At 62.6% G+C, this 17,693-nt stretch carries 16 protein-coding genes; 10 read left to right on the top strand and 6 right to left on the bottom strand.

Going from position 1 to position 17,693, the window contains the following annotated elements:
* Nucleotides 1-28 precede the first annotated feature (28 nt).
* The 8 genes from V1280_RS46035 to V1280_RS46000 all read left to right on the top strand — a co-directional run bounded on the left by V1280_RS46035 (nucleotide 29) and on the right by V1280_RS46000 (nucleotide 9,366).
* On the top strand, nucleotides 29-1,645 hold the full coding sequence (locus V1280_RS46035) for an ABC transporter ATP-binding protein (protein WP_334538624.1): 1,617 nt from the start codon (nucleotides 29-31) through the stop codon (nucleotides 1,643-1,645).
* Nucleotides 1,646-1,678: 33 nt separating this feature from the next.
* Nucleotides 1,679-2,908: a Gfo/Idh/MocA family protein gene (locus V1280_RS46030; RefSeq protein ID WP_334537948.1), complete on the top strand. Its 1,230-nt coding sequence runs from the start codon at nucleotides 1,679-1,681 to the stop codon at nucleotides 2,906-2,908.
* Between the two features lie 159 nt (nucleotides 2,909-3,067).
* Nucleotides 3,068-4,054 (top strand): ABC transporter substrate-binding protein, encoded by a 987-nt coding sequence (locus V1280_RS46025; protein ID WP_334537947.1) that lies wholly within the window; start codon nucleotides 3,068-3,070, stop codon nucleotides 4,052-4,054.
* 52 nt (nucleotides 4,055-4,106) lie between these two features.
* Entirely contained in the window at nucleotides 4,107-4,892 is a 786-nt protein-coding gene (locus V1280_RS46020) for an ABC transporter ATP-binding protein (RefSeq protein ID WP_334537946.1), read from the top strand.
* Between the two features lie 10 nt (nucleotides 4,893-4,902).
* A complete protein-coding gene (locus V1280_RS46015) occupies nucleotides 4,903-5,802 on the top strand; it encodes an ABC transporter permease (RefSeq protein ID WP_334537945.1) in 900 nt (299 codons plus the stop codon).
* A gap of 128 nt (nucleotides 5,803-5,930) precedes the next feature.
* Nucleotides 5,931-6,719 (top strand): aspartate dehydrogenase domain-containing protein, encoded by a 789-nt coding sequence (locus V1280_RS46010; RefSeq protein ID WP_334537943.1) that lies wholly within the window; start codon nucleotides 5,931-5,933, stop codon nucleotides 6,717-6,719.
* A 129-nt stretch (nucleotides 6,720-6,848) separates the two neighbouring features.
* On the top strand, nucleotides 6,849-7,280 hold the full coding sequence (locus tag V1280_RS46005) for a MarR family winged helix-turn-helix transcriptional regulator (protein WP_334537941.1): 432 nt from the start codon (nucleotides 6,849-6,851) through the stop codon (nucleotides 7,278-7,280).
* Nucleotides 7,281-7,794: 514 nt separating this feature from the next.
* The gene (locus tag V1280_RS46000; protein WP_334537940.1) at nucleotides 7,795-9,366 is read left to right on the top strand and encodes a tannase/feruloyl esterase family alpha/beta hydrolase; all 1,572 of its coding nucleotides are present in this window, start codon (nucleotides 7,795-7,797) and stop codon (nucleotides 9,364-9,366) included.
* 105 nt (nucleotides 9,367-9,471) lie between these two features.
* Here V1280_RS46000 and V1280_RS45995 read toward each other — a convergent pair whose 3' ends face one another.
* From V1280_RS45995 to V1280_RS45970, 6 genes are all read right to left on the bottom strand, one after another.
* Nucleotides 9,472-10,575: an ISAs1 family transposase gene (locus V1280_RS45995; RefSeq protein ID WP_334530142.1), complete on the bottom strand. Its 1,104-nt coding sequence runs from the start codon at nucleotides 10,573-10,575 to the stop codon at nucleotides 9,472-9,474.
* Between the two features lie 213 nt (nucleotides 10,576-10,788).
* Nucleotides 10,789-11,493, bottom strand: a complete 705-nt coding sequence (locus V1280_RS45990) for an ABC transporter ATP-binding protein (protein WP_334537939.1) — start codon at nucleotides 11,491-11,493, stop codon at nucleotides 10,789-10,791.
* Nucleotides 11,486-12,262, bottom strand: coding sequence for an ABC transporter ATP-binding protein (locus V1280_RS45985; protein WP_334538623.1), 777 nt, complete (start codon nucleotides 12,260-12,262; stop codon nucleotides 11,486-11,488). Before V1280_RS45985 ends, V1280_RS45990 begins: the two co-directional genes overlap by 8 nt.
* Nucleotides 12,262-13,203, bottom strand: coding sequence for a branched-chain amino acid ABC transporter permease (locus V1280_RS45980; protein WP_334537938.1), 942 nt, complete (start codon nucleotides 13,201-13,203; stop codon nucleotides 12,262-12,264). Before V1280_RS45980 ends, V1280_RS45985 begins: the two co-directional genes overlap by 1 nt.
* A gap of 2 nt (nucleotides 13,204-13,205) precedes the next feature.
* Nucleotides 13,206-14,078 (bottom strand): branched-chain amino acid ABC transporter permease, encoded by an 873-nt coding sequence (locus tag V1280_RS45975; protein WP_334537937.1) that lies wholly within the window; start codon nucleotides 14,076-14,078, stop codon nucleotides 13,206-13,208.
* A 100-nt stretch (nucleotides 14,079-14,178) separates the two neighbouring features.
* Entirely contained in the window at nucleotides 14,179-15,360 is a 1,182-nt protein-coding gene (locus tag V1280_RS45970) for an ABC transporter substrate-binding protein (protein WP_334537936.1), read from the bottom strand.
* A 156-nt stretch (nucleotides 15,361-15,516) separates the two neighbouring features.
* Between V1280_RS45970 and paaG the strand changes: the two genes are divergently transcribed.
* Nucleotides 15,517-16,308, top strand: coding sequence for a 2-(1,2-epoxy-1,2-dihydrophenyl)acetyl-CoA isomerase PaaG (gene paaG, locus V1280_RS45965; RefSeq protein ID WP_334537935.1), 792 nt, complete (start codon nucleotides 15,517-15,519; stop codon nucleotides 16,306-16,308).
* 49 nt (nucleotides 16,309-16,357) lie between these two features.
* Entirely contained in the window at nucleotides 16,358-17,692 is a 1,335-nt protein-coding gene (gene paaK / locus V1280_RS45960) for a phenylacetate--CoA ligase PaaK (RefSeq protein WP_334537933.1), read from the top strand.
* Nucleotide 17,693: the final 1 nt, after the last annotated feature.

The following is a 17,693-nucleotide window of genomic DNA, read 5'->3' as shown; positions in this document are numbered from 1 at the left end:
TGATGTCGGATCGGACAACATGAGCGAGATGGCAGAGCCGGTCCTGACGATCGAACGGCTGACGCTGGCGCTGCCCGCCGGCGCGGATCGTGCCTCTGCCGTCGAGGACGTTTCACTTGCTCTGTATCGGCGGCAAATCCTCTGCGTCGTCGGTGAATCCGGCTCCGGCAAATCGGTTTGCGCTGCTGCCGTGATGGGCCTGCTGCCCAAGGCCATTCGCCCGGTTGCAGGGGCCATTCACTTCGAGGGACGCGATCTGCTGAACCTCCCGGCAGCAGAATGGCGGACGCTGCGCGGGCGACGCATCGCGATGATCTTTCAGGAACCGATGACAGCGCTCAATCCTGTGATCAGGATCGGCGACCAGATCATGGAAGCGTTCGAGGCGCACGACCAGTTCACGCCAGCTGAGCGGCACGCTCGCTTGCGCGCCCTCCTCGAAGAGGTAGGCATGCGCGATCTGGAGCGGATCATCCGCAGCTACCCGCATCAATTATCGGGTGGCCAGCGTCAGCGTGCCATGATCGCCATGGCACTCGCGCTCGAACCGTCGATCCTGGTCGCGGACGAACCAACTACGGCACTCGACGTCACCACGCAGGCGCAGATCCTTCGGTTGATCCGGGATATTCAGCAGCGGCGCGGCATGGCGGTGCTGTTCATCACTCATGATTTCGGCGTCGTCGCCGACATCGCGGACCGCGTCGCGGTCATGGAGAAGGGCCGCGTCGTCGAACAGGGGCCAGTGGAGGACGTGCTCGAACGCCCAGGGCATCCCTATACGCGTCGGCTGCTCGCCGCGGTACCCGGCGGCACCCCGCCGGTCCGGACCGAGATCCAGGACGAACCGATCGCCTGCGCGGCGAACGGACTTGCAAAGACCTATCGTGGCAACGACTGGTTCAGCTCGCCGACCGAGGTCGCCGCCGTGAAAAATGTGACCTTCGAAATCCGACGCGGCGAGACGCTCGGCCTGGTTGGAGAGTCCGGCTCGGGCAAGAGCACGATCGGCCGGCTGGTGATGCGTCTCACCGACGCCGATGCAGGCGTGGTCCGCATCGGCGAACTGGATTTCTCCGAGGCCCGAGGGGCCCGCCTGCGGGACGCTCGCAAGCACGTCCAAATGGTGTTCCAGGATCCCTTCGCCTCGCTCAATCCACGTCGCCGGGTCGGACGGATTATTGCCGACGGGCCGATCGCGCACGGCGTCCCGAAGGCGCAAGCCTTCGCGCGCGCGGAAGAACTGCTGGCACTGGTGGGTCTCGACCCACGGGCCGGGCGACGCTTTCCGCATGAATTTTCAGGAGGACAGCGCCAACGGATCGGAATTGCGCGCGCGCTGGCGCTCGATCCGGAGGTGCTGGTGGCCGACGAACCAGTGTCAGCACTCGACGTCTCGGTCCAGGCGCAGGTGCTCGCCCTGCTCGAGACATTGAAGGCGCGGCTGCGGCTGGCGGTGCTGTTCATCACCCACGATCTCAACGTGGCGGCCCAGGTCTGCGATCGGATCGCAGTGATGCGGCTGGGCGAGATCGTCGAGATCAGGCCAACCGCGGATCTTCTGAATCGACCGGAGCATCCCTACACGCAGGCCCTGCTGGCCGCGATCCCGGGTCGACAACGCAGCATGCCCAAATCCCTCTGAACCGCCGCATTTTCATCGAAAAGGGTCTCTGACATGCAGAAGCTCCCGGAACTTCCCCAGCTGCGCATCGGCCTTGTCGGCAGCGGCTTCATCGCCGCGTTCCACCTGCAATCCATGCTCGGCGTGCGCAACGTCAGCGTCGGCGGCGTCTACAGCCGCTCTGCCGAGCGGCGCACGCGCATCGCGGACAAGGCGCGCAATCTTGGCCTCGGGCCGGCGCGGGTGTTTGACAGCATCGAAGCGATGGCAATGTCCGGCGAAGTCGATGCGCTTTGGCTGCTGACGCCGAACGACAGCCGTGTCGACATCATGCGCGAGATCCACCGCGTGACCAAGGCCGGGGCTCCCCTGCGCGCCATTGCCTGTGAAAAGCCCCTCGCCCGCACGCTTGCCGAAGCACGGGAAATGCGCAGGCTCGTCGAAGATGCAGGCCTGCTTCACGGTTATTTGGAGAACCAGCTTTTCTCGACCGCTGTGATGCGCGGCAAGGACATCATCTGGCGGCGAGCGGTACCCGGCAGTGGACGCCCCTATCTCGCGCGTGCCGCCGAGGAGCATTCGGGACCGCACGAGCCGTGGTTCTGGCAAGGCGACAAACAAGGAGGCGGCGTGCTCTCCGACATGATGTGCCATTCAGTCGAGGTCGCGCGCTTCATGCTGACCGCGCCGGACGCAAAGCGCGACTCCTTGCGGCTGCTCAGCGCCAGCGCCACGACGGCCAATCTGAAATGGACGCGCCCCCACTACGCTGCCGACCTCAAGGCGCGAATGGGGGTCGATTTCACCAAACGTCCGGTCGAAGATTTCGCGCGCGGGATGCTGACGCTGGAAGATGCCGACGGACATCAATTGATGATCGAAGCGACAACCTCATGGGCGTATGTCGGCGCTGGCCTGCGCATCCAGCTTGAACTGCTTGGTCCCGAATATTCGATGGAGTTCTCCTCGCTCTCGACTGGCCTCAAGGTCTTTCTCTCCCGAGCGATCAAAGGATCAGAGGGTGAGGACCTGGTCGAGAAGCAGAATTCCGAGCAAGGTCTGATGCCGGTTGTCGAGGACGAAGCCGGCATCTACGGCTACACCGATGAGAATCGTCATATGGTGGAGGCATTCAGGCGAGGCATGAGTCCGACAGAGACCTTCGATGACGGGGTCGGCGTTATGGAAATGCTGATGGGGCTCTATCGCTCCGCGGAACTTGGCCGGACCATCTATTTCCCGGATCCCGAACTCGAACACTATATTCCTCGCGTAGCTCGCTGACGGCGGTCTCGACGCCTGGAACGCGGGTCGGCGCTCTCCCATGGTCGAGTTCGTTGACAATACGGTCGCATTTCGATATCCCTGCCTAATAGTACGAATACGTATTAAGTCTGGGGACCGTATTCGGGGCGATTTGGCTCAGTCTTGGACGGAGTATCCATGATGCGCTCTTCGTTGAAATGGCTGCTCGCGGTTGCCACCAGCCTGGCCTTGCTAACCCCAGCGCCGCGCGCTCAGGCGCAACCAGCAGGGCAACCAACCCGGATTGCCATTGCCATGTTCGGGCCACACCCCACGCTGCAGCAGGTTGTTGAAGGCTTCAAGCAAGAGATCGCCGCTCAGGGGATCAATGCGATTTACGACGAAGGCAATGTCAATTTTGACCGCTCGCTCGCTCCGCAACTCCTGACCCGGATGGCTGCGGCCAATCCAGCGCTCATGCTGACGGTCACTACCCCGATGACACAAGCGGCGCGTCAAGTCCTCGCCAGCCGTAACTTCCCGATTGTGTTCGCCCCGGTCACGGACCCGGTGGCTGCCAAGCTCGTCCCGTCCTGGGAGCATGGTGACGCGCTGATGACCGGCGTGTCCAACATTCCCGATCTGGACGCGACCTGCGACTTCATCAAGACGCTGCTTCCTTCGGCGACGCGGCTTGGAATCGCCTACAATCCCGGCGACGACAGTGACGTGGCCTTCGTCAACAAGTTGGAGAAGATCGTTGGCTCCCACGGGCTGCAACTCGTCAAAGTGGGCATCGACAATGCCAACGACATCGCACCGCGCCTACAATCGCTGCAGGGACGAGCTGATGCGCTGTTTGTGCCCGCGTCGAGTTTGCTCCAGCCGGCAGCGGCGACGATTGCATCGGTGACCAATCGCATCAAGCTCCCCGTGTTCAACAGCAACACGACGCAAGTGGTCGACCATCAGTTTCTCGCGGCGCTGTCGGTGGACTGGGGCCGCATTGGCGTCAATGCCGGTCGCATGGCCGCAGACATTCTCAAGGGCAAGAAGCCGGTCGACCTGCCTGTATCGCTGCCATCCCGGGCCGATCACGAGATGAAGATCAGCGCACGTCGCATGAGCGATCTCGGACTCACGCTCCCGGACTCGCTGAAGAGCTGCGACTGCGTGATCAAGTAGTTCGATTCACGGCGCCGGCTTGGTAAGCTCGGCTGAAGCGAGCGCGAGGCCAATGATTGAACTGCATGATGCAAGAGTTGTGTTTGGTCCAGGTACGCCCGACGAGAAAGTCGCGCTGGATGGTCTGAACCTGCGTTTGGGCGAAGGCAGCTTCACGGTCGTGGTCGGTGCAAACGGCGCAGGAAAGAGCACGCTGTTGAACGTGTTTGCCGGCTCGATCATCCCGCTTGGCGGCCGCCTCCTCATTGATCGGACTGATGTAACCTCGTGGCCGGTCTACCGCCGCGCGGCAATGGTGTCCCGCGTGTTCCAAGATCCGATGTTGGGCACGGCCCCCACACTCACGGTCGAGCAGAACCTCGCGCTTGCGGACATGCGTGGCAGAACTCGCACGCTGTCGATGGCCCTCGACCGTAAACGTCGGCAACGTTTTGAGGAAAAGCTTGCGGCTTTCGGCCTTGGTCTTGAATCTCGCATGACAGCGCTTGCCGGTACGCTTTCCGGCGGTCAGCGCCAGGTGCTGGCGCTGATCATGGCCACCCTCAATGCGCCACGCTTGTTGCTGCTAGACGAGCATACGGCCGCACTCGACCCTCGCACGGCCGCGCTGGTGATGGATGCCACGCGGCTCGTAGTTGATGCTCAGCGACTAACGACGTTGATGATTACCCACAACATGCAGCACGCTGTCGACTATGGGGACCGGTTGCTGATGATGGACGCGGGGCGAATCAAGCTCGACGTGGCAGGAGAAGAAAAGGCCGGTCTTAGTGTCCCGGAGATCGTGCAACGTTTTGGTACAGCGACCGATCATGTGCTTTTACAAGCCGTAGTTTGAGACCCGTCCGATGGAATTCTTCTCGGTCTACATCAATCTCATTCCGGTGACGCTGGTCCAGGGACTTGCCTATGCTTTCGTGGCGACGGGGATCATGATTCCTTTCCGTTTGATCAGCCTGCCCGATCTGTCGAGCGAAGGTACGTTTCCGCTCGGCGGCTGCCTGGTCGCGACCCTCATCACAACTGGGCTGCATCCTGTCTTGGCCACCCTGTTGGCCGCTTGCTCTGGCTTTGCAGCGGGCGCCAGTACCGCGCTGATCCACCTCAAGTTCAAAGTGCACTCTCTGTTGGCCGGCATCCTCACTGTGACCATGCTTTGGAGCGTGAGCTTGCGAATTATGGGCAAGCCCAACTCCGCGTTGTTCGGGCTACCAAACGTTTTCGACTGGCTGCATCCCGCCATCGCCGGCAGCCTGCTTCTGCAGTGCCTGCTATTTCTCGTCCTGCACATTCTGCTGATCGGCTTATTGTGGTGGGGTCTGCAAACTCACGCGGGTCTGGCCTTGCGCGGCATCGGTGCAAATAGCCAACTCGCTCCCTCCCTCGGCATCAATGCCGTGCGCTACACCGTGTTCGGCTTCGGAATGGCCAACGCCATCACCGCATTCGCCGGGGCCTTGATTGCGCAAAGCCAGGGATATGCCGACGTGAGCATGGGTCTTGGTCTGCTGGTCAACGGCCTGGCGTCCGTGATCATCGGAGAGGCGATTATCGGACGACGGCGCCTGCTGGCGCAGCTCTGCGCGCCGGTGGTCGGTGCGATCGCGTACTATCAACTCGGCTCGATTGCCCTCTCTCTGGGGTTGGCGCCATCAGATCTCAAATTCGCGACAGGCCTCTTCGTCCTCTTGACGATCGGATGGCCCGTATTGACCGGAAAACGGCCAGGAGCGGCTCTCAACACCTGATATGTTTATGATGCCTCCAGATCCCACCTGGCTCGACCAACAATACAACGCGTTGGTCGCAGCTCCCGACGCGCCAGCCATATTCAAGGGCTGCAGACTGCTCGACTTCGATCGCTGAAGGACTTCAAATGCGCATTGGCATCATTGGCTATGGCTACATCGGCAGGCATGTGGCACATGCGATCCTCGAACAACCCCAACATGGAATGGAACTGGCGTTCGTCCACGCGCGCAAGCCCGAGAAGCTTGCCGGATTGCCCGATACCTGCCGCGCAGAGCGGCTCGACGACATCGAGCGTTTCCATGCAGAATTGATCGTCGAATGCGCGCATCCCGACGTAACGCACCGCTATGGCGCTGGTTTCCTGCGGCAGGCTGACTACCTGCCGCTGTCCGTCAACGCATTGGGCGATGCGCGCACCGAATCTGCTCTACTCGAGTCGGCACATCGTCATGGCCATCGATTGCTGATACCGCATGGCGCCCTGATCGGCCTCGACAATCTCGTGGAGGTGCGAGGCAATTGGGCTGAAGCGACGATCACCTTCCGGAAGCATCCCAAAAATATCGATTTCACCGATGCGGGCATCGATCCGACGGACATCCGCGATGCTCGCGTACTCTATGACGGCCCGGTACGGGGCATCACCCGTCTGTATCCGCGCAACGTCAACACCATGGCGACCTTTGCCCTGGCGACGATCGGGCTGGACCGTTGTCGTGCCGTGCTCGTGGCCGATCCGTCGCTCGATGTGGCGATTGCCGAGGTACACGCGGTCGGGATTGATGGATCAATCCACGAGTCGCGCAAGGTGGTCCCGGTCGTGGGCGTGTCTGGCACCGAGATGCTCGCCTCACAACTGGGCTCTGTCTTGCGCGCCGCGGGCACGCGGCTTCCAGGGCTTCAATTCGTGTGAAGTGGCCCTGTTCGGAACGCCAGTCTTTCCTGTTTCACTCTGCCATGCCCTCCATCAGTCTCCCAAAAGGCGATCGACGAGGGTGGGACAGGTCAACGCGTGAGGATGCACCCAAGCTGGACTATGGCTTTGACAAAGAAATCCGCATTCAAGCTTCTTCACCATTTGCCACATTTGCTGCGCCGTGCTCACTTTTCGGCGGACGCCGCGTTTGTACAGATGCATGGCAACACAGTTACGTCGCCCCAGCTTGCGCTGCTGTCAGCCGTTTTGCGCCAACCCGGCTCTTCGCAAAGCCAGGTCGCGCAGGAGATTGGTCTCGACCTCAATACCTGCAGTGATCTGGTGACTCGAACTATCGCCAAGGGGCTGTTGGTCCGCGAGCGTTCCAGTATCGACGCACGCAACTTTTGTCTTCAACTGACGGAAGAAGGCATGCGGGTCGCTCTCGATGGAATTGCAAGGGCACCAGCTTATCAGGAGGTGGTCGCGCATCGCCTGACTGCCGAGGAGCTGAAACAATTGATAGCCCTGTTGCGTAAACTATTGGGTTTTACGTGAGCGTCGTTCTCAGGCCACAGCCTTGAGGGCTTAAGCGGGTGCGGCCCAGAGCAGTAGCTGGTCGACATCGCAGTGGTGATGCCCGTTGACGATCCTGGTCAGCACGTCTGCAAGACGGGCGAGCGCGTAGCGCGGCGATCAGAGTGACAGGATCGCCCTGGACGAAGGACCAGCGGTGGCCACAATTCGGCGCATGCGCGAACGCTTCAAAAAGCCGAGCATGACTTCCGAGGGCTTATTGCTTCTGATGAAGGCTGCCGGCTGATCGAAACAGCTGGTTTGTCAAGGCCGCAGTCGAATCCGTATAGCGTCATTCCCGACTGGGCTGCATGCATCCTCGCCTTGCCGTCGCCCAACAAGCGATCCGTCGAAGGTTGCAACACATCATCAAGACAATTTTCGGGCGATCGAGACGATCGACCCTACCGCAGAAAAACACGCTTGCATTGACCGACCGGACGGTAAATCTTAGCGGCAGGCCCGGTGAGGCCAAATTCAAACAGGGAGGGTACTTATGAGCAGACGCGAACTCCGCTCGAATTCAGCTCGTTTCGCATCGACCAGACTGGCGCTCGCGGGATCGGTGCTGACGGCCGTTCTCGGCGCAGGCCACGCCTTCGCGACGACCCCTTGCGACGGCCTCGCGTCGCTGTCGATCCCAAACACCACGATCACGAGCGCTGCCATTGTTCCCGCGAATGGCGCGACGCCCGCCTACTGCAACGTGCTCGCCACCGTCGCGCCGCAGACCGACATCCAGGTGCGGATGCCGGCGAATTGGAAGGGGCGGTATCTCCATCTCGGCGGCGGCGGCTTCGACGGCACGATCGCGACAAATGCGCCGGCGGCCTACAATTTGAACCTGCTTGCCGCGGGTTACACCATCGGCGCCTCCAACGGCGGGCACCGGGCGGCGCAATATCCCGGCCCCACCTTCGCCGGTACCCAGCAGCTCGTTCTCGGATACGCCTACACGGCGATCGGCGATACCGATACGGTCGCCCGCGCGCTCATCAAGGCCTATTACGGCAAGCCGGCCAACTATCGGTATTTCGACGGTTGTTCTAACGGCGGCAAGAACGCGTCCGTCGCGGCCGAACGCTTCGGCAAGGACTACGATGGCGTCATCGGCGGTGACGGCGTCTGGGGCCACGCCTATGAGCGCGGCGGCGGCGGCGACATGGCCGGCCTGACGGCCGTGTGGGCCCGCGTCGTCAACGTCACGAGTACGGTCAACCCGGCGACGTTCCCGGTGAAGCTGACGGCACTCTACAACGCGCAAATCGCAAAGTGCGATGCTCTCGACGGGATTGCCGACGGCATCATTTCCAATCCAGGCAAGTGCCATTTCGACCCGGCGGTGCTGGCATGCGCGAAGGGCGTCGATGCGCCATCATGCCTGACAGCAGCCGAGGTCGCGGCGGTCAAGACGCTCCAGAGCGATCTGCTGCTCAATCATGAGGTGGTCGGCGCCCCCTACGGCCTCGGCAACCTCGTGAGCGGGCTGAGTGCGGTGGCCGGAGGCGGACAAGGGCTCGGTCAGGGCTTCCTGGCCATGGCTTACAACAACCCGGCATTTGCCATTTCGAGCTTCGACCTCCAGAGGGACTTCTCATACATCTCGAACCGGTTCGACATGATCGACGACATGACGGGTTCGCTGCATGGCATTGCCAAATACGTCAGCGAAGGCGGCAAGCTGATCGTCTGGACCGGCGGCGAGGACCCGCTGGTTCCGGCCGCGGGCTCAGTGCGGTTCGTCGAGCGCCTTCGGGATGTCGTTGACGATCGCGGCAGGGAGAATGTCCGCCTGTACACCCTGCCCGGCGTCACCCATTGCGGTGGAGGCCCCGGTGCCGACACCCTCGATCTGCTGACGCCGATCGCCAATTGGGTAGAGAATGCCGACCGGCCGAAGCAGCTGATCGCCTCGAAACTCAACGCCGCTGGCGCAGTGACCTTTACGCGCCCGCTCTGCCCGTTCCCGCAATGGCCGAAATACACGGGAGGCAACGGCAACAGTGCATCGAGCTTCGCTTGCGCCAGACCTGATAACGACGACAGGCGCGTCGGGTGGGATCGCTAGGTCCAATCGGACCGAAACGGCGTTGAAGCTGCATCGATAAAAAAAAGCCCGCTGCCCAAAGGCAGCGGGTGTGATCGCGAGCTTGCGACCCAGTAGAGGGCAGGGCTATCGCATGTGGCTGATGAGTTCGAGAAGGAAGGCATCGTCCCAGCCAGCGCGCTTGACCTTTTGGCGCATGGAGATGCGGGCGGGGTGAGCGCGAATGAGGTTGACCGCGTTCCGCCGCAAGGTCGCAAAGTTCTCGGGACCGTTGTCTTTTCGGGTTCGGCAGGCATCCTCGCCAAAGACGACGTCCAGGACCCAGTGCAACTGGTTCTCGATGCTCCAATGGCTGCGGACGACCTGCAAGAATCGTCTTGCAGGCATATACTTGGACAACACGTAATATCGCACGGCCGGTTTTCCGGCTGGTTTGCCATGCAGCCGTCGGCGCGAGGTAACGCGAGCGATGGCGGCCATTCCGGGAAAGCGGTTTGCCACCCCCAGGCTGCTGTTGCGCATGATGGTGGCGCGTCTGGATTCGGATCGATCGTGGGTGCTCGGCTCGAGACTCTGCGCCACGTTGCGCTTGCCCGAGCGGGTGAAGCAGCGTTCGACGTCCGCAAACAATTTGCTTTGATTCTCCTTGAGAGCCAGCACGTAGTTGGCGCCGCGTGCGAGCACCTTGTTGGCGAAGGGGCGATTGCAATGCAGGGCGTCGGCCGTGACGATGCAGCCTTCGAGCGAGAGCATTTGCAGCACGTCCAGCGCCCCTTGGGCCTCGTTGCGACCCGGTGCCTTGCACGAAGCAAGCGCCATCCGCGCCTCGGTGGCGAAGACATTGACCATGTGCAGCGGCGTAGCGCTGCGGCCCCGCTCGTAGGCTCCTCGCACCGCCTTGCCATCGACGGCCACAACACCGGTGAGTTTGATCCCGTTGGCCTCGGCGAAGGCTGCCATAAAGCATCGGAAGGCTTGCTCGAAAGCCGCAGGGTCGAGCGCGTTGAGCACGCGGCTGAACGTGTCGTGACTGGGAACTCCGTGCTCCAGCCGAAGGAATTGCCGCAACAGCTTTTCCTTGGACGATGCAAATACCTCCATGTCCGTCGCGCTCTGCCCGCCACACAGGATCGTGGCCAGCGCGATGACGATGATGTCCAGCAAATCGTGCAGCGCGTTCGGTGCACGCGGATCGGGCAACGTACTGAAGATATTGCGGATCTTGCGCATGGGGCCCCCTCTGCGAATCGGGAGCCCTCTTCAGAATCCATATTGTCGGCCCGCGCAACACCTCGCGCAAATTCACATGCGATTCCCCTGCAGTAGAGGGGAGGAAACGCCCCACGTACGGCGGAAGCGAAGCTCCCGCCACCGCCCGACGCCGCGAAGGCCCCGGACGGATTCTGCGACATCCCGGCGTGCGCAAAGCCGGCGAATGATGTCCTACTCGAATCCCAGATACGCATTCTTGACCTTCGGATCGGACAGCAGCGCCGAAGCCTTGTCGGAAAAGGCGATCCGGCCGGTCTCGATCACGTAGCCACGATCGGAGATCTCCAGCGCCGCGGCCGCGTTCTGTTCGACCAGCAGCACCGTGACGCCATCGGCACGCAACGCTGCGATCGCGGCAAGGATCTGATCCACGAGCAAGGGCGAGAGGCCGAGCGACGGCTCGTCCAGCAGGAGAAGCTTTGGCTTGCCCATCAGCGCTCGCCCGATCGCCAGCATCTGCTGCTGTCCGCCGGATAGCCCGCCCGCAAGCAGATGCCGCTTCTCGTGCAGGACCGGAAACATCGCGTAGACTCGCTGACGATCGGTCTCGATCTCCTTGTCGCGCCGGACGTAGCCGCCGAGACTGAGATTGTCCTCGACGCTCAACGGGCCGAACACATGCCGGCCCTCCGGCGATTGCACCATGCCGCGCCTGACGCGGGCGTGCGCGGGCAGTCGCTCGATCCGCTCGCCGAGAAATCTGATGGAGCCGGCCGTGATCGGTTGCACCCCCGATAGCGCCCGCATCAGCGTCGTCTTGCCGGCGCCGTTGGATCCGATCAGGGCCACGACTTCGCCGGCCTGAACCTTGAGGCTCACGCCCTTGAGCACTTCGATGCGTCCATAGGCGCTGTGCAGATCTTCGATCTCAAGCACCCTGCACCTCCCGCGTGCCGCGGTTGCCAAGATAGGCCTGATGGACGACCGGATTCTCGCGCACTTCGGCCGGCGTCCCCTCGGCGAGGAATCTGCCGCGGTCCAGCACGAGAATGCGATGCGAGATCTTCATGACGAGCTTCATGTCGTGCTCGACCAGGACGACGGCGATGCCCTTTCCGGCGACGCGGCAGATCAGCCGGTCGATCTCCTCGGTCTCGACGGCGTTGCAGCCGGCGGCCGGCTCGTCGAGCAGCAACACGCGCGGCCCGGTGGCCAGCGCACGCGCGATCTCGAGCCGCTTGCAGCCGCCATACGACAGATCGCCCGCAAGCAGATCCGCCTTGTCGCCAAGACCGACCTCGTCCAGCAATTGAAGCGCAGCCTGCCTCGTCTCTCTGTTCTGCCGATCGACGGACGGCAACCGCAACAGATCGGCGAAGAGATTGCGGCGCTCCTTGAGATGACGACCGACCATGACGTTCTGCACCACGGTCATGCGCTGGAATATCTGGAGGTTCTGGAAGGTGCGCGATAGTCCGCGCGCCGCGAGCGCATCCGGTGCGAGGCTCGTGACGTCCTCCCCGCACAGCTCGACGCTGCCATGACTGGCGACATAGACGCCGGATATCACGTTGAAGAGCGTCGTCTTGCCTGCGCCGTTCGGGCCGATCACCGTCAGGATCTGGCCCTCCTTAGCGGAGAAGCTGACGTCGTCGATCGCCTTCAGCGCCCCGAACGAGATCCCGATGTTCTTGACGGCGAGCATCACCGCGCCCTCGCGATCAGCTTCGACGCCATCGGAACGATGCCGTCGCGCATGAAGACCATCGCAACGATGATGATGAACCCCAGCATCAGATTCTCGTAGTCCTGAAACACAGTGAGTACTTGCGGCAACACGACAAGCACGGCCGCACCGACGATGCTGCCGACGATGGAGCCCAGCCCTCCGAGCACCACCATCGTCACCAGTTCGACCGAATGCTGGAAGCCGGCCAGATCGGGATTGACGAAGCCGTTCATCATGGCGAGCAGCGAACCAGCGATCGACGCGTAGACGGCGGCAATGACGAAGGCCCGCAGCTTGAGCCCGGCGACGTCGATGCCGACGACACGCGCCGCGACTTCGCTGTCGTGCAGCGCGAGGAAGGCCCGCCCCGTCGGCGTGTCGTCGAGATTGAGCGCGATCCAGGCGCCCACCAGGAGGAACGCACCAGACAACCAGTACCAGGCATATGCCGTTCCGATGCGCCATCCGAACACCGTCAGCTTGGCAACCGGCATGCCATCCGGTCCTCCGGTCCAGCGGCTTTCCGTCGTAATGACGAGCGCGACCAGCACACCGAAACCCAGCGTCGCGATCGCGAGATAGTGTCCCTTCAGGCGAAGGATCGGCCGCCCGACGAAAAAGGCCAGCAGCCCCGAGATGCAGGCGCCGATCACGAGCGACGCCCACGACGGCAGACCGAGATGGGCAGGCCCGATCGCCGTCGAATAGGCGCCGACACCGAAGAAGGCGGCGTGACCGAGGCTGACCTGGCCGGCCTTGCCCATCAGCACGTTCAATCCGATGGACGCGAACGCGGACACCCAGACCAGCGACGCGACCCGGAGGTAGTAGCTGGACGGGAAGGTGAACGGGAGGATCGCGATGACGACGGCGAGCGCCGCCACGATAGCGTAGCGATTGTTGGGCAACGCGGTCATCGCTAGACCCGATCCACGGTACGCCGGCCGAGCAGTCCCTGCGGCATGGCGAAAAGGATCACAAGGATCATCACGAACGCGAAGCCGTCCTTGTAGGTCGAGCTGACATAGCCGGCGCCCAGGGTCTCAAGCAGGCCAAGGAGCAGGCCGCCGACGACGGCGCCAAGCGGATTCCCCATTCCGCCCAGCATGGCCGCGGCAAATCCCTTCAGCGCCATCATGGTCCCGACGTCGTAGCTCGTGAGCGTGATCGGCGTGACGAGGATGCCTGCGATCGCGCCGATCGCGGCCGATCCACCAAAAGCCAGAGCCATGATCGTGGCCGTGTTGATACCTACCAGGCGCGCGGCGAGCCGGCTGGCCGAGGTCGCCAGCACCGCCTTGCCGACAAGCGTCTTCTCGAGGAACAGGTACAGAATCAGGACGGCTGCCGCCGTCCCACCCAGCACCCAAAAGCTCTGCGACTGGATCGAGGCGCCGAGCACGTCGATCGGAGCGTCGCCCGAGAACGACGGCAACTTGTGGAATTGCTTGTCGAACGCGATCTGGGCCGCCCCCCTCAGGAGGATCGAAGCACCGATTGTGATGATGATGATCGAGACGGCCGACGCGCCTCGCGCGGGTGCGATCGCGAGCCAATAGAGCAATAATCCGACCGCGACCGCGACCGATATCGCGATCAGCGCCGCCACCGGCAACGGGACGCCCGCGGCCGAAGCGAACACCGTCACCATCCCGCCGAGCATCACGAATTCGCCCTGTGCGAAGTTCACGACGTCGGAGGCGTTGTAGATCAGCGTGAATCCGAGCGCGACCAGCGCATAGACGGCGCCAACCGTAAGTCCCGAAAAGAAGAACTGGAGGAATTCAGACATGCTCGCGTAACGGCCCTCTCTCTGCCAGTGTGGCACCGCGAGAACTCACGGCGCCAGCGGACGCACTCTTGGGTCTTTCAGATATTGGGCCGGAGCCTGTTCAGCTTCCGGGCTGGATCAGCGTCCAACCCCCGCCCTTGATTTCCAGCATCCGGAACGCCAAAAGATCGAGGCCGAGATGGTCGGTCGGAGACATCGTCACGATTCCTCCCGTGCCCACGAAGCCCTTGGTCTTTTCGATCTCGTCGCGCACCTTGTCGGAATCGGCGGAGCTCGCGCGCTTCATGGCGTCGACCAGGATGAAGAGCCCATCATAGGCGTGACCGCCGAACGTGGAGACCGGCTGCTTGGCCGACGCCTCGTAGGCCTGCTTGTAGTCCACGACGACCTTCTTCTGCGGGTCGGCGTCGGGCAGCTTGTCCCCGACCAGAAGTGCGGCCGCCGGAAGCCGGACGCCGTCAGCAGCAGCGCCGGCGAGTTCGATGAAGCTCTTCGAGGCGACGCCATGGCTCTCATAGAGCGGCGTTGCCGACATTCCCAATTGGGCATAGTTGCGGGTGACGATCGCCGGGCCCTGCCCGAAGCCGGGATTGACCACCGCCTGAACGCCGGCGGTGTTCTTGATCTTGGTCAGCTGCGCCGTCATGTCGTTGTCGCGCGGGCCATAGGTCTCGTCCGCAACAATCTGGATACCGTAGTTTCCGGCGACCTTGAGACACTGCGCTCGCATCGAGGTACCGAAGCCATCCGTGCCGGAGATCATCGCGATCCTGGTGAAGGCGCGCAGCTTGAGATTCTCGAAGATCTTCTCGCACGCCATCTTATCGGTATGCGGCGTCTTGAAGACGTACTTGCGGACGGGATCGACGACCTCGATGGCGCCCGCGAGTGAAATGAACGGCACCTTGGCTTCTTCGAAGACGGGAATCATCGCCATCGTCGTGCCGGTGGTCGAGCCACCCACTATCGCGGTGACCTTGTCGTCCTCGACGAGGCGCGTGGCGAAGGTGCGCGCCTTGTTGGCGTCGCCGCCATCGTCGTACACGACCAGCTCGATCTTCCGGCCCGCGACGCCGCCCGCAGCATTGATCTTGTCGACGTATAATTTCAGCGTCTTGTCCTCGGGATCCCCCAGGAACGACGCGGGCCCGGTGATCGAGAGCACCGATCCGATCTTGATCGTCTCCGCGGCGTAGGTCGGACCGCAAATGGCAAGCCCGAAGACGGAGACGCCCAGCAGGCAGCCGATGGCACGTCGATTCAACTGATCCAGATCCGGCATTTTCGTCGATCCCTCCCGTGTCGGGAACCTTCCGGTTCCGCTGATATTTGTTGCTCGGACAATTACTATTGACCGACCGGTTGGTCAATAGTAATCCATCGGCAGATCTTCGATTTTCAAATCGCGGCCGTCAGAAGCCGCTTGCGGGAGGTGGATTTGGAGAACGACCTCGTATTGACCGACGCCCGGGACGGTTATCGGGTGCTGACGCTGAACCGACCCGACCGGCTCAACTCCTTCACTTCCGCGATGCACACAGCACTCATCGCCGCATTGTCCGAGGCGGAGTACGACAAGACCTGCCGCGCCTTGATCCTGACCGGAGCGGGACGCGGCTTCTGCACCGGCCAGGATCTCTCCGACGGGGTCTTCACGCCGGGCGAGACGCCCGATCTCTCGGTCCCGATTGCCAAATACTACAATCCACTCGTGCGCAAGCTGCGCCACATGCCACTCCCGGTCATTTGCGCCGTCAACGGCGTAGCCGCCGGCGCCGGCGCGAACGTCGCGTTCGCCTGCGACATCGTCATCGCGGCGCGCTCGGCCAAATTCAGCCAGCCCTTCGCCAAGCTCGGTCTGGTCCCGGACGCGGGCGGCACCTGGTCCCTGCCCCGCCTCGTCGGCAGCGCCCGGGCCCGCGCGCTCGCACTGCTCGCAGAGACGATTCCAGCGGAAAAGGCCGAAGCCTGGGGAATGATCTGGAAGACGGTGGAGGACTCCGAGTTGATGGCGGAGGCCCAACGACTCGGCACTTATTTCGCCAGCCAGCCCACCGACGGACTGGCGCTGATCAAGCAGGCCTTCGCCGCCTCCGAGACCAACAGCTTCGACCAGCAACTCGATCTCGAACGCGATCTACAGGGCCAGGCCGGCCGTTCCGCCGACTACGCGGAAGGCGTCAGCGCGTTCCTGGCGAAGCGCCCTCCGAACTTCGCGGGGCGGCGTTAGGCCCACCGCCTGTCTTCCGACACGAGCCCGAAAACCCGGAGTTTTCTCCTTGTTGCACATTCCCTTGCGTAAGCTCGACGAGCTCAAGCCTCGCCCGACCGATCTCGACCGCCTCGAAAAGGCGACGACTGCCGAGCTGCGGGCATGGCAGCGCGATCAACTCAAATGGTCGCTGCGGCACGCCTACGAGAACGTTCCGCACTATCGCGCCAAATTCAATCTGGCGGGCCTGCGTCCGGACGATTTCAAGAGCCTCGAAGATCTCGCGAAATTTCCCTTCACCACGAAGTCCGACCTCCGCGACAATTATCCGTTCGGCATGTTTGCCGTTCCGAGGCAGAACGTCGCGCGCATCCACGCCTCGTCCGGCACCACAGGGCAGCCGACGGTCGTCGGATACACCAAGCGCGACATCGATACCTGGAGTGACGTGGTGGCGCGTTCGATCCGCGCCGCTGGCGGACGCCCCGGGATGAAGCTGCACAATGCCTACGGATACGGTCTGTTCACGGGAGGGCTTGGCGCGCATTACGGCGCCGAGCGTCTGGGCTGCACCGTGATCCCGGTCTCCGGCGGGATGACCGAGCGCCAGGTGCAGCTGATCCACGATTTCGAGCCTGATATCATCATGGTGACACCGTCCTACATGCTCGCGATCCTCGATGAATTCCGGAAGCAAGGCCGCGACCCGCGAAAATCCTCGCTGCGGATCGGAATCTTCGGCGCCGAGCCCTGGACCAACGCCATGCGGGAGGAGATCGAGGAGGCCTTCGACCTTCACGCCGTCGATATCTATGGGCTGTCGGAGATCATGGGGCCCGGAGTCGCGAGCGAATGCGTCGAGACCAAGGACGGTCTCCATATCTGGGAGGATCATTTCTATCCCGAGGTGATCGACCCCACGACCGGAAGGGTCCTGCCGGACGGTGAAGAGGGCGAGCTGGTCTTCACGTCGCTGACGAAGGAAGCGCTGCCGATCATCCGCTATCGCACGCGCGACCTGACCCGCCTGCTTCCCGGCACGGCCAGGACCATGCGCCGGATGGAAAAGGTCACCGGCCGCAGCGACGACATGATCATCCTCCGCGGCGTGAACGTGTTTCCAACACGGATTGAGGAGATCATCCTCGGCATCGATGGACTATCCCCTCATTTCCAGATCGTCCTCACCAGAGAGGGCCGCATGGACCAAATGGAGATCAGGGTCGAGGCACGCCCCGACGCGCCCGAGCCGGGTGCCCGTCTCGCGGCCGCGACCCGGCTCGAACATTTCGTCAAGAACACCGTCGGCGTCACCGCCCGCGTCAGCGTCCTCGATCCCGAAGGCATCGAGCGCTCGGCCGGCAAGGCGCGGCGCATCGTCGACCATAGACCAAGGGGATAGA

Origin of the sequence: Bradyrhizobium sp. AZCC 2230, from assembly GCF_036924495.1 — a bacterium.
GTDB classification, from domain to species: Bacteria; Pseudomonadota; Alphaproteobacteria; order Rhizobiales; family Xanthobacteraceae; genus Bradyrhizobium; species Bradyrhizobium rifense.
The sequence above is the reverse complement of the archived record's forward strand: the minus strand, read 5'-3'. Positions and strand labels throughout refer to the sequence as shown.